The sequence below is a fragment of the Chitinophaga sp. genome, assembly GCF_036569185.1.
Classification (GTDB): domain Bacteria; phylum Bacteroidota; class Bacteroidia; order Chitinophagales; family Chitinophagaceae; genus Chitinophaga.
In genome coordinates this window covers 38,208-53,951 of record NZ_DATCRD010000129.1, presented here as the reverse complement: position 1 = coordinate 53,951, position 15,744 = coordinate 38,208, and the positions used below count along the sequence as shown (strand labels likewise).

Below are 15,744 nucleotides of genomic sequence, written 5' to 3'. Positions count from 1 at the left end.
TCTTCTTTTGCAGCGAGCGCTATAGCAGGCACAGTGGTAGCCCCCAGGCAGGCAACAGCCATGTTTTTCAGGAAAAAACGCCTGTTATTACTTTTTTTCATGTGGTTTTCAAATTTAAAACAGCCGGCAACACTGTATGGCGCCGCATTTCATGATAAAATCAACTATAGGTCTGTCGGTTAAGCATTTCGTTTTTCGTTGTTCTTCCGTGGATCAGTCTCATCTGCTTACACGTTTAAGCAAATATGTAAGAATGAAACTAAAATATTTTACGATAGCATCCTAGTGTTTGAGGAAATTTTATTTTTTGGAAGAAGAATGATTGGGGTTATATACTTAATAATAAAAAAAACGGGGATGAATATTCATCCCCGTGATCCATCTACAACCAAAACAGTCCTAATACCCCGGATTCTGCGTTAAATTATTATTCTTCTGTATCTCCGTTCTGGGTATTGGGAAGAGCGTGCGGTTATTATTATTGGTAGCGGCGTGCGACAGCCACGATTTTTTTGTGAATGCGCCAAACCTGATCATATCTGTGCGGCGGTGCCCTTCCTGGTCGAACTCCCAGCCCAGCTCATCCAGGAACCGGCCATACAGGAGATCTGCGCCGCCTTCATTACTGTATTGGTTATTGACAGCGTCTTTCATACCATATTGGTAAGCGCTGCCACCTTTCAGCTGGGCGCCGGTTACTACTGCTTTAGATGGATCAGCGGTAAAATTCCGTTGCCGCACCTGGGTAACTATCGCTGCTGCCTCATCTGCCTTGCCAAGCCGGAGCAGGCTTTCTGCCTGCATCATCAGTACTTCGGCATAGCGGAACAGGGGGTAATCGTTGCTTAACCGGTTTGTGGAACCCATCTTTATTTCAAATTTTCCTAAACGGAAACCATGCACTGATTCTCCTTTTTCAAGTCCAGGCAATTCATTTACAAAACTCAGCGGCTTACCTGCAAAATCGCCTTGTGCTACATATAACATCTGGCCTGCAGCGGTGTACTGCTGCCCTTTGATCCAGTTATTCCGGTAACGTGCATCGGCGGGATCATAGGTGCTGATGAACTGGGGAATAGCGCAAATACCGCCCCATGGCGTATTCTTCAGATTATAGGTGGCCTGGTTTTCCTGCTGTAATGTTTGCATGTGCAGGTCAAACGCATTCCAGTTATTCGTATAGTCTTCATCCATTGGTATAGCCAGCACTATTTCCTTTGAATTCTGGTTCTCAGTTAAAAACACATTCTTCTGAGCAGGTTCCAGGATATATCCTGCGCCTGATTTGATCACACTGTCGCAGGCACTGATGCACTTTTCCCATTGCGGTGTGCCGGTATACACTTCCGCATTGAGATACATTTTCGCCAGTAGGGTAAAGGCCGCCCATTTGTTGAACTTGCCGTAGGTAGCAGTATTGTTTTCTTTACTGAGTAAAGGAATATTATCAGTAAGCTCTTTCACAATAAACTCATACACCTCTTTGCGTGTGTTCTGCTCAGGTAAAAAACCCGATGGCAGATCAAACTGTGTTACAATGGGCACATTGCCGTAGAAGTCGCACAGGATGGCATAATACGAAGCGCGAAGCGCTTTCAGTTCGGCCAGGGTGGCCTCCTTCTCATCGGTGATGGGGATCAGCCCGGATTCAATCTGGTAAATGATCCTGTTGCAGTTAGTGATGCCTGCATAGGTTCTTGACCAGGTTTGGTTCACCACATCATCATCGGTGGTCCAGGTATGCCTGTGCAAACGCTGGTACACGCCATCATCGAACCATCCCCATGGACGTTTGGGAATCACCAGCTGATCACTGGTTACTTCCTGTGCGCGCCAGAGCCCATTCCAGTCCAGCAATATAAACCTCCATTGCGAATAGCCAGCACCTACAAGCGCTGCTATATCATCCTTTGTAGGATTGAATCTGGTAGAGATGATAGTTGTGTACGGCGTATCTTTTAACTTTGTACAAGCCGATAGTAAAATGATGGCCATCAGTATGTTTATTCTGCGAAGCATTTTCATACGTGTTTTTTTGGGAGATTAGAAATTCAGGTTCACACCAACAGTAAAGGAGCGGGTCGACGGATACTTGTCGCGATCGTCTATACCGGGATTCAGCCCCAACCTGTTCACTTCGGGATCCAATCCTTTATACTTCGTGATAATAAACGTATTCAATGAAGAAACATAGAAGCGCGCGCCCTTGAGATATTTGTTCTTTGTTTGAGGAAGAGAATAACCTAAAGTAATATTATCGATCTTCCAGAAATCCCCGTTCTCTACATAATAACTGTTAAGCTCAAGTGCATTTACATTCAGCACTTTTTTTCCGAAAACGGGATCATAAGCTGATTTCAGGATGTTGTAATTCTGGATGGCAGGGTTCTCCATATACATCCGTTGTGAATTGAGGATCTGGTATCCGAAAGCCCCGCGCATAGTAACGCTCAGGTCGAAACGCTTGTAGGAAAAATTATTGTTCCATCCGGCATAATATTTCGGCAAACCATTACCTATCACTTTTTTGTCTTCAAAGGCATGGGCAAAATTATCATAGTTCACAGGTTTCCCATCTCTTCCTTCGTATATCCATTTCCCGTTATCATCCACATCAATTACTTTATAGCCGTAGAAATCGCCGATGCCTTTACCTATAGTAACAATACTGGTAAATGTTTGAATAGGAACGCCGGCACCACCTGTAGTGAAATAAGGGGTAGTGGTCTGGTATAATTCGTTTGAAAGGCTAACCAGTTTATTACTGTTAGTAGAGAAATTGACGCTGGAATTCCAGGTGAAGTCCCTGGCTTTTACCGGCACAAAATTCAGCATTACTTCCACGCCTTTGTTTTCCATTTTACCCACATTCGCCTTGGTCCGGCGGTACAGGTTCGGTGGACTAGGCACTTCGTATTCATACAGCAGGCCCCTGATCTGGCGGTTATATACGTCCACGTTACCGCTGATACGGCCTTTCAGTAAGCTGAAGTCCAGTCCGATGTTAGCTTCTGCTTTCTCTTCCCAGCGGATAAACGGGTTGGCGTTGGTAGCCGGTATCAGGATGCGGGACCATTTGCCATTCGTATATACGTAATCGCCGTAACCGATCAACGGCTGGCTCAGAAACCCATCCTGGGGTGGATTACCTGTGATACCATATCCAACGCGCAGTTTCAGGTCATCAAACAGGTTTTGTTGTTTCATGAAATTCTCGTTGGTGATCCTCCATCCACCGGATACTGCCCAGAAGTTACCCCATGGGCTTTTAGCTCCGTACAACTGGCTGGCTCCTTCCCTTCTCAAACTGGCCAGCAACAGGTAACGATCTTTGTAGTTGTAGTTTAATCTTCCGAAAAAACTGATCAGGTTTGTTTCGGTTTTATAGCTGCTGATGTTAGCCAGCTGGTTCTTGATCCCTTCTCCCAAACCTATATTGTTATAGCCGAAAACATCCGTCGGAAAATCCTGGTTATCAGAATAAGATCCGGAAGATTCATTCTCCTGGTAACCATATCCGCCCAGTAAAGTGAAATGGTGCTCGTTGAACGACCTGGTATACTCTGCCGTCCATTCCGTAAGGCGGTCAATAGACAAGTCGGAAGCTACAGAAGCAAAACCGTTCACACCGCTTTTAATATTGGAAATATGCTTCTTTGTTTCCGCATATCCTTTATTGGAGTTAAAGCGTGCATAGGAGAATAAGGCCGACAGCTTCAAATTATTAGTGGGCCTGTAGGTAAGGGTAGCGTTCATACGTGAATTTACATTCTTCGCCTCGCCATCGCTTTCATACAGCAGTGCCATTGGGTTTTCATAATCGAAGTTGCCTGTTTGCTCATAGAAATCGCCGTTCTCATTGCGCACAGGTTCAGTAGGATTCCTGATCACTGTCTGGCGGTAGATCCATCCGTTGAAACTGTTATCACCGTTGTTGTTACGGGTATAGTTATTGGTCTGGTTCAGGATACCTACATTCAGTTTCAGTTTATCGTTGAACATGCTGTGATTCACATCTATCCTGCCGGAGAAGGTATTGTTATCACTTTTCCTGAAGATCCCCTGTAATGCGCGATAGTTGGCAGACGCCAGGTAGTTGGTAGTTACATTACCACCACGGATAGTCAGGTTATGCACCTGTGTAAAAGGCGTGCGGGTAGCTTCCTTCAGCCAGTCGGTAGAGCCGCCCGCATCCCAGGATGCCAGCCTGGTACCGGCTTTGATCTGGTCGCGGTAATCCTGTGCAGTAAGCATATCCAGTTTTTTGGAAATGACCTGGGTAGTAGCATAACCGCTGTAATCAACGGAGTTGGAATAAGTGCTCTTGGCTCTTTTTGTAGTGATGATGATAACGCCGTTGGAACCCCTCACACCATAAATAGCAGCGGAGGAACCGTCTTTCAGCACATCCATGGATTCAATATCTTCCGGGGCTACTGTTTTCAGGTCGCCTGGAATACCGTCAATGATAACGAGGGGGTTGGCATTGGCGCCGAATAAAGTAGTGTTACCACGCAGCAATATCTGTGAGCCATCGGTGGGGTTACCACTGGGTGTAGCAATGGTTAAACCTGCAACCTTTCCCTGTAGTAACTGACCTGCATCCAGTACCGGTCCTTTTACAAAGTTCTCTGATTTTACGGTGGCCACTGCACTGGTTACATCTCCCCTGCGCTGGGTACCGTAGCCAATTACCACGGCTTCACTCAAACTGGCTACTGAGGCTTTCATTACCACATCTATCGATGTTCTGCCATTTACCGGCATTTCCATTTCCTGGAAGCCGAGATAAGAGAATACAAGGACGGTGTTTGGAGAAACGGTGATATGGTATTTACCATCCACATTGGTAGTGGTTCCTGTTTGCCCGTTCTTTACTTTCACGCTCACACCGGGCAATGGTGCATTCTCTCCATCTGTTACTTTTCCCTGAACGGTTACTTCCTGTACCGGTGCGGCGGTTACCCGGATCATATCCGGGGCCGGCGCTTCTTTCTCCACGATAATGATCAGGTTATCTTTTTGCAGGTAACCGAGCTTTGTATTTTTCAGTACTTTATCCAAAACAACAGACAACGGCAGCCCGTTTGCCGATACGGATAGCCGGGTGTATTCCGCTACAAGCTTATCATTATAAACAAATGCCAGACCGCTTTTCTTTTCCATCTCCGCCAGGATATGCTGCAGGGAACGGTTTTCCAGCTGTATACTTATTTTGATGCTATTGGCTGTTTGCCCGGTTAACGCACCTGCAAACAATAGCTGTGTACACAGAGAGATAAGCAGGAATATGCTGCAGCCGGCGCGCATCGTTTTCCGGATGGCATGGAGATGACACCAAGTGAATCGCTTCATACAAGTTAGAGTTTTGGTTAAGTAAAAGTTAGATTAGAATTGTACTACTTTGTTACGTACAGACCAGTTAAGTTTGTTGGCTTTAGCAATGGCGAAAAGGATTTTTTCCAATGAATCGGTGGAACTGAAGTTTGCTGTAAAACGTATCCCTTTCGTAGCTTCATCTTTAAAAACAATTTTAATATCATAAATATTCTCCAGCATAGTAGCCACGTGCTGTAGTGTTTCATTTTTGAACACAAGCTTACCGGCCGTCCATGCTGCAATAGCTGCTGCATTCACCTTTTTCTTCTGCCGGGCGCCGGTATTGCGTTGAATCACCGCCTGTTCATCCGGCGTCAGCAACATTGGCAATTTCTGCCCGGATGATCCTACTGCTACTTTTCCACGTATAACCGTTACCGTTACTTCATCCAGTGATCTATATGCCTGTACATTAAAAGTGGTGCCCAGTACTTGTGTTTGTATACCGACGCTTGTTACAGTAAAGGGATGAACCGGATCATTGGCTACATCAAAACAGGCTTCTCCTTCCTGTAGCGTTATGGTCCTGTTCTCCTTAAAGTTTTCCGGGTAACGGAGCACTGAACCTGCGTTAAGTATTACCTTTGATCCGTCCGGCAGCAGCAGCTTCAGCTGTTTTCCCCTGGCTGCGGACATAGTGATATACTGTACGGATTTTGTACTGTGATAATGCAGGTATATCCACGAACCCAGCGATACAATAATTATAACGGAAGCGGCTACACGGAATAATACCGGCAGGCTAAAAAAATTTTGCCTTTCAATCTGCTGGTCAATACGATCTTTTAACCGCCGCATGACCATCTCCCTGTCCACCGCCGGCTCGTCTCCGCTTCCTTCTTCCGAAAGGCGGTCGAACCACTGTTCCATCCACTCTTTTTGTTCCGGCGTACATTCCCCCTTCAGGTAAAGTTCCAGCAGCGTGTTAAACTCTGTATCATTCATAACGGCTGTTTTTCTTTGTATTGGAACACGTGGTTATATAGAAGTGTAAAAAAAGCAGGGATGGTAGTAGATGCCGGCAATATTTTTTTGAACTTATACATTCAGCTTCAGGTGAAGATATTTAAGGGCGTTACTGATCTGTTTCTTTACTGTTTTATCGGAGATATTCAGTTTATGCGCAATTTCTTTATGGGAGAGGTCTTCCGCCCTGCTCAGGAGAAATACCTGTTTCATTTTCAGGGGCAGTTTATCTATTTCGCGGTTTACCAGCAGGGATAATTCGTTGGCCGCCAGTTGTTGTTCAAAAAAATCATCTGCATCTGTAAAAAGCAGGCTCCATGATTTGCGGAAATGGTTCCTCTTTATTTCCTGGCGGATATACCGGAAGCCCCCATACCTCACGCAGGAGTGAAGATAGGAATACAAGGAGTCTATGTTCTCCAGGTTATGACGGCGTTTCCAGAGCGACACGAATATCTCCTGCAGTATATCTTCCGCCTCTGCAGTATCCCTGATTGCTTTTACCAGGTAAAAGTACAACTGCTCCCAGTAACGCATGTATATCACATCGAAAGCTTCCCTGTTATCTTCTTTCAGCAAATCTAAAAGGATATCGTCTGCATATTGTTGAAGATGCACACCATTCATAAGTGGAAAATTAACATAAACGTGAAACCTGTCTCTACTTACGGCTTGTCCTTTCTTCCCGGAATCAGGCAATTATTAATTGTCTAATATACAATTAATACTTATTGGCACATTATTTTTTTTCCGGGATTCTTAAAATATTCCCGGAGATAAAATAAGAAACCACCACCGGGCAGGCCCCTGCCGGCGAATTGCCATCTTTTTAATATAAATGTCATTTTTACACTAAATAGGGTGTATCAAAAGTATGACACACCCTATTTTATCCTGGTACTAGATAAAGTCCAGCCACCGTTAAATGAAGCTCAGCGCGTCCATCTATGTTGATACATCCTTTTAAAAAAGGGGCCAAGCGGAATGATAGAATTGCGGCCTGTTAAACAGGTATTTTACCGGGAATGCTGCAAAGGTGCTACCCGTTTTAACCATTACACTCCGGAGTACCGGGATTTATTTAAACCACTCCATATAGTCCCTTATAAACTCAGCTACCGTTCGTGCCGGTTTATGCAGCAACTGCTGTACATCCCGGCTGATATATGCAGCTTCTCCATTCCGCTGTACTTCGGCATAAGTTATAAATGTTTGAATGGCCCACTGCGGCATTCCCTTCTTCTCCATTCTCTCACGGGCCTCCTCCAGGGTAATCGGCACATAGGTTACCTTATCGCGGATAACTTCTCCAATAATATCTGCCAGCTGCCAGTAGCTGATGGCTTCGTCGCCGGTAAGGACATAGGTTTTCCCTAGGTGTTCAGCCGGGTTCAGGAGCACTGTAAAGGCTGTTTCGGCAATATCCCGGAGGTCGATATACGCCCGGCTGCCATCACCGGCAGCTTCGTAAATACTGCGCTCCTCTTTTACCCGTTTAGCCAACTCTCCCAGCCAGTTCTGCATAAACCCTGTAGGCCGCAGGAGGGTCCAGTTCAGACCGGAAGACATAAGCAACTCTTCCACTTCTTTGTGCGACTGCCCAATGGCCGATGCAGCCATATGTTGCGGCGAGCTTTTCCCTGCGGCGGCAGAGGATACCTTTACCAAATGATTTACCCCGGCAGCCTTAGCTGCCTTGATTACATTATGCTGTTCCTGCACAAAGCCGGTTCCCATACCGGATACCAGGAAAACTGCCGTACTGTTTTCCATAGTGGCCCAAAGCGTTTCCGGCCGGCTCATATCTGCAGCCACCCATTTTACAAAAGGCAGGATCTCCGCCCTGCTGAGATCCCGGGTCACTGCTATGGTAGGCACCTGTGCGCGCGACAAATACCCGAGCAGTTCTTTACCTATTTTTCCTGTTGCACCAAATACAGTGCGGTACTGTGTGTTTTCCATTTTAATCATTTAATTTTGCTCAGCCAAAGTTATTGCCCGTTCATTCCGGCAGCTAACGCAACAGGAACTCTCATCAACGCAAAAAGAAGTATTATGATCCGCAGATGCCAGGTAACCCGTAGCGCAGATCAGTCTCCCGTACAGGAAAAACAACTGCATATACAAGACCCTTCCGGCTTTCGCATAAAGCTGGAAGAAATCTCTTTTAACGGGCTGGATCTCCGCTGGGGCAGTTATGTAAACCACGAGCCACGGGTACTTTCATTTATACCCGATAAAAAGGCCATCGTATCGCACTTCAGGATACAGGATGCCGGCGCAGCCAACACGCACGCCATCAGGGAAAAACAATTCGTGGTATACCGCGAATCGCCGGAATCCCATGAGCTTTACATCCCTCCTACCAATCATAAAACGCGCTCCTTCTTTGAGCTGATCGTTACCGACGATTTCTTTGATCATATTTTCACTGAAGAAAGCCGGTTTATGGAACGTTTCCGGCAATATCACACCTTTAACACCCCTTCGCAGGAATTTACCGCGCAAATGTTACCGGTCATGCACCACATCATCAACGATATGCAGCATGCCCCGTACAGCGGTGCATTGAAGGCCACTTACCTGGAAACCAAAGCCACAGAGCTGTTCCTTATGCAGGTGCTGCAACTGGACCAGCCCTTTCCTGCCGCAGCAGGGCTATCAGCAGCCGATATGGAAAGGCTTCACAGCATCAAACATTATATTGATGCGCATTACGAACAACCGCTTTCCATCATGGCGCTGGCCCGTACAGCCGGTATTAACCAGATGAAACTGAAAAACGGTTTTAAAGCCCTGTTTAATAACACGGTGTTCGGTTATATTTCCGGGTTGAGGATGCAGGAAGCCAAACGGTTACTGCTGGAGGGAAAAATGCATGTAAACGAGGTGGCCGACAGGATGGGTTATAAATACCCGCATCACTTCACTGCAGCCTTCAGGAAAAAATTCGGCCTGCTTCCGAAAGACCTCAAAAATTAAGCTGCCCGCTGTAAACACAACGGGCAGCAGGAAGAAATATCGCGAAATCATCTCCGGAAATTAATACCCGGGATTCTGTACTATCAATGGATCAGTTTGTGTTTCTATATAAGGGATCGGCCAAAGGTAATCCCTTGTTGCATTAAAAGTACGTACTTCTATTACCCGCATATCTGCTTTATTGGGTACTGCGCTGTAATCAGGGATGCCATTGGCGTCTATCTTCGGGGCGGTAGCCAGCAATCCTCTTGGCACACGCCCGTATAACGGGCCCTTCATCACTTTATCGGCAATTTTCCAGCGGCGGATATCAAACATACGGAATCCCTCCATGGCCAGTTCATACAGCCGTTCTTTCCTTACTGCAGAACGCAAAGCAGCCTGGGCACTGCCAGCCGGGATAGCCGGCATATTCACACCGGGCCTGCCTCTCACTGCATTGATGGCCTGGTATACCGTACCATCCAGTTCATTGGCTTCTATCTTTGCTTCCGCATAAATAAGCAGGACCTCTGCATACCGGGCCAGGATGATGCTCAGGGTCGATTGCCGCGTGTTGTCTTTATCTTTCAGATCCACATACTTACGCCAGCAATAACCACTGAAAGAGGCATAGGCATTGGTAGCATCCTGGTTGGCGATCCTCGTAGCCGGGGTGGTGTTATAATTCCAGCACATCAGGCTGTCTTTATGCGTTTCAAACTGGTAATTAAAAAATACAGACCCGGGAAGCGCAATGGTGTAACCCAGCCGCGGATCACGGTTGGCAAAAGGCTTTTGCGGATTGAACAACGGCGACTGATCAATAGTGAGTCCGTCGGTGCATTCATAACTGTCGACCAGCGACTGGGTCGGGATCTTATTGGAAGCGCCGCCCGCATTCCTGCACAGTAACGGATAGGGCCCGGCCCAGTTAATAACAGGCAGCTGGTATTGCAGGGCCATGATCACTTCCGGCGAATTTTTCCCATCGTAGCTGAATAACCGTGGATAGCTGTCGTCCAGCTTATACACGTTCAGGTCCATCACTGCTTTGGCTGCATCAGCGGCAACTTTCCATTCGCTGTTATACAAAGCAGCCCTTGCCTTTATGGTTAATGCAGCGCCTTTGGTGGCACGGCCGTAATCGGTCGCCGTATAGCTAACCGGCAGCGAGGCCGCTGCGCTGTCCAGTTCATCAAATACAAATTTAAGCACAGCAGCTCTTTCGCTGCGGGGTACCTGCGAGTTTTCCAGCGTAAGCGTATGCGTTACCAGCGGCACGCCACCAAACATCGACAACAACTGCTGGTACATAAATGCACGTACAAAACGGGTTTCCGCCATACTACGTCTGTACAGCACCGGGTCTGTTACCGGCCGCACCTTCTCCGCATTATCAAGTATATAATTGCATCGCCCTATTACTTTATAGTAAGCAGTCCAGATGCCCTGGGTAAAGGTATTGTTGGCATCGTGATTTCCCATGCCTATTTTCTGCAGGTCGCTGTTATTCCGTTCATAGCCGATATCGCTGGCGGCGTCAAACAGGAGCACCGGCGGGAAGCCATCCAGTTGTGATGGGTCGGACTCCTTATCATTTGGCTTATTCAGTCCTTTATACAAGCCGTTTACCGCCAGCAAAAGTTCATCCTGGTTATTAAAATATGCGGCATCTGAAGGCCCGTTTAGAGGGTCTTTATCGAGATATGATTTGTTACAAGCGAACGTAGTCACCAGGACAGCCATGATGGCCCAACAAGTGAAATGCTTCCTCATGATTGCTGTTTTTTAGAAATTTACATTAACACCAAAACTGTACACCTTTACAATAGCATAGCTATCGGCTACGCCTACAGCGGTTTCCACATCGTATCCCTTCCAGAATTTACTGGCGGTAAACAGGTTGGAACCATTTACAAATACCCGCAGGCTGTTGAGCCGCACCGCCTTTACGAGGTGGGCAGGCAGGGTATATCCTATCTGCAGGTTTTTCAGACGCAGGTATGCCGCACTCTTCATCCAGAAACTGGAGATCTGCTGATTGTTGGTGCCACCAAATACCAGCCGGGGAAATGCAGCATCTTTATGCTGCGGTGTCCAGTAGTCTTTGAAGCGTTCCTGTGCAGTACCTCCAACAGAGCTTACATAAAACGGCATGATACCGGCGCCATAGATCAGGCCATCTACCTTCCCCACTCCCTGCAGGAAAACGCCCAGATCGAAGCCTCTCCAGGATGCGTTCAGGTTAGCGCCGAAGGTATAACGGGGCACTGTATTGCCAAGGATCACTTTATCGCTTTCATTGATGATGCCGTCGCCGTTCTGGTCCTTGTACCTGATATCGCCGGGTGCAATGGTACCAAACTGTGTAGCGTGTTTGGCTACTTCATCATCGCTCTGGAAAAATCCTTCCGCCTGCAGACCGAAGATTGAATTTACCGGGTATCCTTCCCTGCTCACGGTTACAGCCGATTGATTAATACCGTGCATGTCTACTACTTTGTTTTTCACATCAGAAACGTTAACGCCGATGTTGTATTTAAAGTCACGTATTTTCCCGTCGTAGTTAAGGCCCAGTTCCCATCCTTTATTACTTACCTTACCTGCATTCTGGTAAGGCGCCTTTAGTCCCGTAATCAACGGGATATTGAGCAACAGCAGGATATCTTTTGTTCTGCTTACGTAGTAATCTGCTGTTACAGAGAGATGGGAAAACAACGTCACATCAAATCCAACATCACTCATCTCGGTACTTTCCCAGGTGATATTTTTATTTGCCAGTGCATCCAGCGTGGCCGCGTTTACGATTTGCCCGCCTATCACATAAGGGCTCAGGTTCACCACTGTAGAAGAAGGATAGGTACCAATGTTCTGGTTACCCAGCCGGCCCCATGATGCACGGAGCTTCAGCTCATTCACCACGGGTTTCAGTGAAGCCATAAACGGTTCTTCTGAAATACGCCATCCCGCGGAAGCAGAAGGAAATACGCCCCATTTGCGGCCTTCTGCAAACCGGGAAGATCCATCATAACGTGTATTTATCTCCAGTAAATATTTTTCTTTATAGTTATAATTGATCCTGCCGAAAAAGGAGCGCAGCGACCATTCCTCCCCGGCGCCGCTGTTGTTCATATTAATAGCTGATCCGGCATCCAGCACCGGGTAATCGGGCAGGATATAATTATCGCGGTAAGCAGAGAACTTATCCTGGCGGTAACTATTCTGCTCTGCACCTACTAATACTTTCAGGTCGTGCACGCCGTATTTTTTCTGAAAGGTGAGCGTACCGCGCATGTTGTTATAAAACTGTCGCTGGCTGGAAACGTCCAGGGTGCTTACTGCAGGCTGCTTGTAACTGGGAGTCCCATCAGGGCGATAGGTTTGCAGCACCTTGTTAAACTTATTCGTATAGGTTTGCACGTATTTAGGCGCAATATTAAAGGAGGCAGTAAGCCATTCTACCGGCTGATAATTCAGGGAAGTATTAATACTGCCCCAGGGTGCGTTTACACGGTTCAAACCACCTATCCTGGCAGCTGCAGCGGGATTGGCTCCTACCCATCCTTCGCCCGTAGTGCCGTTGGAATTTACAGCAAGCTGGTTAGGGGAAATATTATTCATATAGGCAAACACCACATCGGCGCCCAATGCAGGTTCCGTGGTAACAGGACTGATATACTGCAGATCAAACTGCATGTTCAACTTCTTCGAGAAAATAACATCCGTATTACTGCGTATGGTAAGGCGTTTAAATTCCGTATGTTCAATCACTCCTTTCTGATCGAAATACCCCAGCGACACCAGCATCCTTACTTTGTCCGTACCACCGTTTACTGTTAAGAAATGACTTTGCTGAAAACCGGAACCTGTAAGTACTGCTTTCTGCCAGTCGGTATTGGGCAGCGAGTCTGAGCTGCCGTTGCCCTGGCGACGGTATTTCTCCAGCAGTTCATCCGAATACAGGGGCGAGCGGCCGGAATTTTTATAGGCTTCGTTGGCGAGCAGCATATAATCCAGTGCATTGGTGAGCGCCGGCAGGTTGGTAGGTTTTTGCCAGCCCACATAGTTGTTATAGTTAACCGACAGCTTATTGCCTTTACCTCTTTTGGTGGTAACCAGTATTACACCATTGGCAGCGCGGGAGCCATAGATAGACGCTGATGCTGCGTCTTTCAGCACGGTAACAGAGGCGATCACATTAGGATCAATATTATTAATGGAACCTTCCACCCCGTCTATGAGCACCAGCGGGTCCGGATTTTTCAGGGTGCCCCAGCCGCGGATACGCACTGTGCCACCGTCGCCGCCAGGCTTACCATTGCCTTGCGTAATAGTAACACCGGGCATAGTACCCTGCAATCCCGCGGTAGTTTGGCCTACCGGCCTGGCCGCCAGCACTTCACCGGATACGGTAGATACGGCGCCGGTCAGGTTTACCTTCTTCTGTGTACTGTATCCTACTACCACCACTTCCACCAATGATTTGGGGGTAACGGACAAAGGTATACGAAAAAAAATTTCGCCCTTTACCGGCTGTTGTCTGGTAAGATAACCGATACTGGAAACGGAGAGCACATCATCGTCTGTAACACCTGCCAATGAAAACTTTCCTTTTTCATCTGTAAGCACGCCTTTTGCTGTGCCTTGTATGCCAACTGTTACACCGGGCAAACCCGTGCCGGCGCTATCAGTAACAATACCGGTAATAGTTTTAGCCGGTGATCCGCTGCCGGGTGGCGCCAGCTTTCCGCCGGGCGCCGGATTTCTTTTGATAACCACTGTGCCATACTTGATCAGGTAAGTGAGCGGCAGATCTTTCAGGCAGATCTTCAATGCTTCTTCCAGTGATTTGTTGGTGATATTCACACTCAGTGGCGGCGTATCTGCCAGCAGTTTTTCATCGCAGATAAACTGGTAACCGGTTTGTTTGCTGATGAGATCAAATACTTTGTCGAGCGGCATTTTGTTAACAGAGAGCTTCACGGTTTGTGCGCCGGCGATGAAAGGTGCCGCCAGCAGCAGCCAGGCGAAGAGCCCCATTACCATCCATGTTCGTTGTGTAGCCGGCATACGGCTCCTCCTCCCGTGGGAGTGGGCAATAGTGAACAATTCCATACTACCTTTTGGTTGAGATTAAATAAATGATACGTGGAGTAATGTCCTGGTTTAATTTATAGCGACGGGCATTACGGTGATACGGTTTCCATTGATGGTGAAATGCACCCTTCCGGTTTGTTCCATTAGTTCCAGCAGTTGTTCAATGTTCTCTTTGCGGGTCATGCTGCCATACATCCGGATACCGGAAACATCGCCTTTGTATTCGATGTCTACATCATACCAGCGGGCAATCTGCCGCATGATCACCGGGATCTCAGCTTTGCGGAACCTGAACTGTCCTTCTTTCCAGGCCATTACGTCTTCTATTTCCGGGCGGGTAATTAGAAACTGGTCTTCTTTTCCTGCTATACTCGCCTGCTGACCAGGTTTTATCATAACTGTGGCAGCGCCCTGTGTTACACGAACAGCGCCTTCCAGCAGGGTGGTTCTTACATGGTCTTCATCGGCATAAGCCATTACATTAAAATGAGTGCCCAGCACTTTCACTTCAATGCCGGATGTTTGCACGATAAATGGTTTTCCTGCCTGTTGTGCAATTTCAAAATATGCTTCGCCGGTGAGCATTACCGTTCTGCTGCTACCGCTAAACACAACGGGAAATTTCAGCGAGGAAGCAGCATTCATCCATACCTGGCTGCCATCAGGTAATACCACCTGGTACTGCCCGCCTTTGGGTGTGCGGATGGTATTATATTCAGGAACAGCGGTACTGCCAGCTGAAACAGCGTGATAAGCCAGCCGGCCGCTGTCGAGTTTTATAATCTTCGTATTGCCCTGCTGGCCTACCGTACCGGCGCCTGCTTCATCCAGCACAATAGTGCTGCCATCTGCAAGGATCAGCTCTGCTTTATGGCTGCCGGGCTTTATCGTTACCTTCTTTTCCGATACTAACGTTTTCGGCTGTACGTAATAATAACGCCAGGTATAAACGCCTGCCAGGATAAAAGCCAGTACTGCGGCGGCGGCCATTGTTTTATAAAAGGTGCGGATATTTTTCCGGGGGAGATGGCGGAGATTATCTTCTTCCTGCATCGCCTGCTGCGCAGTAGTATCTGTTTCTTCTGGATCGTCCCTCCGTATCAATGCCTGCCTCAATGCAGCAGTGGCCATCACTTTATCAAACTCCTGCTGCAAATCAGTATCCGCCTCCGGGGCGTACCTGTTTTCTGCCAGTATGCCTGCAATCATTTCTTCCAGTACAGGCCCGGTATGTTCCGCTTGCATCAATACCTGCAGGCGCCTGCTTTCCTCCGGGGTAAGCCGGTTGCCGAGGTATTTCTCCAATAAATCTTTTAACTCATCGTGTAACATAAAACC

The 15,744-nt window shown here is 47.4% G+C and carries 9 protein-coding genes; 1 reads left to right on the top strand and 8 read right to left on the bottom strand.

Going from position 1 to position 15,744, the window contains the following annotated elements; all coding sequences use genetic code 11:
• Positions 1 to 399: 399 nt before the first annotated feature.
• The 5 genes from VIM72_RS09145 to VIM72_RS09125 form a co-directional block, all read right to left on the bottom strand.
• Positions 400 to 2,019 (bottom strand): RagB/SusD family nutrient uptake outer membrane protein, encoded by a 1,620-nt coding sequence (locus VIM72_RS09145; RefSeq protein ID WP_332002534.1) that lies wholly within the window; start codon positions 2,017 to 2,019, stop codon positions 400 to 402.
• Positions 2,020 to 2,043: 24 nt separating this feature from the next.
• Positions 2,044 to 5,355, bottom strand: a complete 3,312-nt coding sequence (locus VIM72_RS09140; RefSeq protein WP_332002533.1) for a TonB-dependent receptor — start codon at positions 5,353 to 5,355, stop codon at positions 2,044 to 2,046.
• Between the two features lie 33 nt (positions 5,356 to 5,388).
• Positions 5,389 to 6,324 carry a FecR family protein gene (locus tag VIM72_RS09135; RefSeq protein ID WP_332002532.1) on the bottom strand — a complete coding sequence of 312 codons (936 nt, stop codon included), beginning with the start codon at positions 6,322 to 6,324 and terminating at the stop codon, positions 5,389 to 5,391.
• Positions 6,325 to 6,417: 93 nt separating this feature from the next.
• Positions 6,418 to 6,972 carry an RNA polymerase sigma-70 factor gene (locus tag VIM72_RS09130; protein ID WP_332002531.1) on the bottom strand — a complete coding sequence of 185 codons (555 nt, stop codon included), beginning with the start codon at positions 6,970 to 6,972 and terminating at the stop codon, positions 6,418 to 6,420.
• Between the two features lie 450 nt (positions 6,973 to 7,422).
• Complete coding sequence (locus VIM72_RS09125; RefSeq protein ID WP_332002530.1) at positions 7,423 to 8,307, bottom strand: SDR family oxidoreductase; 885 nt, start codon at positions 8,305 to 8,307, stop codon at positions 7,423 to 7,425.
• A 93-nt stretch (positions 8,308 to 8,400) separates the two neighbouring features.
• Here VIM72_RS09125 and VIM72_RS09120 point away from each other — a divergent pair, with 93 nt between their 5' ends.
• Positions 8,401 to 9,327 carry an AraC family transcriptional regulator gene (locus VIM72_RS09120; RefSeq protein WP_332002529.1) on the top strand — a complete coding sequence of 309 codons (927 nt, stop codon included), beginning with the start codon at positions 8,401 to 8,403 and terminating at the stop codon, positions 9,325 to 9,327.
• Positions 9,328 to 9,387: 60 nt separating this feature from the next.
• On the opposite strand, the gene VIM72_RS09115 is transcribed toward VIM72_RS09120, so the two are convergent.
• The 3 genes from VIM72_RS09115 to VIM72_RS09105 are packed head-to-tail and all read right to left on the bottom strand — an operon-like array spanning position 9,388 to position 15,738.
• The gene (locus VIM72_RS09115) at positions 9,388 to 11,085 is read right to left on the bottom strand and encodes a RagB/SusD family nutrient uptake outer membrane protein (protein ID WP_332002528.1); all 1,698 of its coding nucleotides are present in this window, start codon (positions 11,083 to 11,085) and stop codon (positions 9,388 to 9,390) included.
• 12 nt (positions 11,086 to 11,097) lie between these two features.
• A complete protein-coding gene (locus VIM72_RS09110; RefSeq protein ID WP_332002527.1) occupies positions 11,098 to 14,424 on the bottom strand; it encodes a TonB-dependent receptor in 3,327 nt (1,108 codons plus the stop codon).
• A gap of 51 nt (positions 14,425 to 14,475) precedes the next feature.
• Entirely contained in the window at positions 14,476 to 15,738 is a 1,263-nt protein-coding gene (locus VIM72_RS09105) for a FecR family protein (protein ID WP_332002526.1), read from the bottom strand.
• Between the last annotated feature and the right edge of the window lie 6 nt (positions 15,739 to 15,744).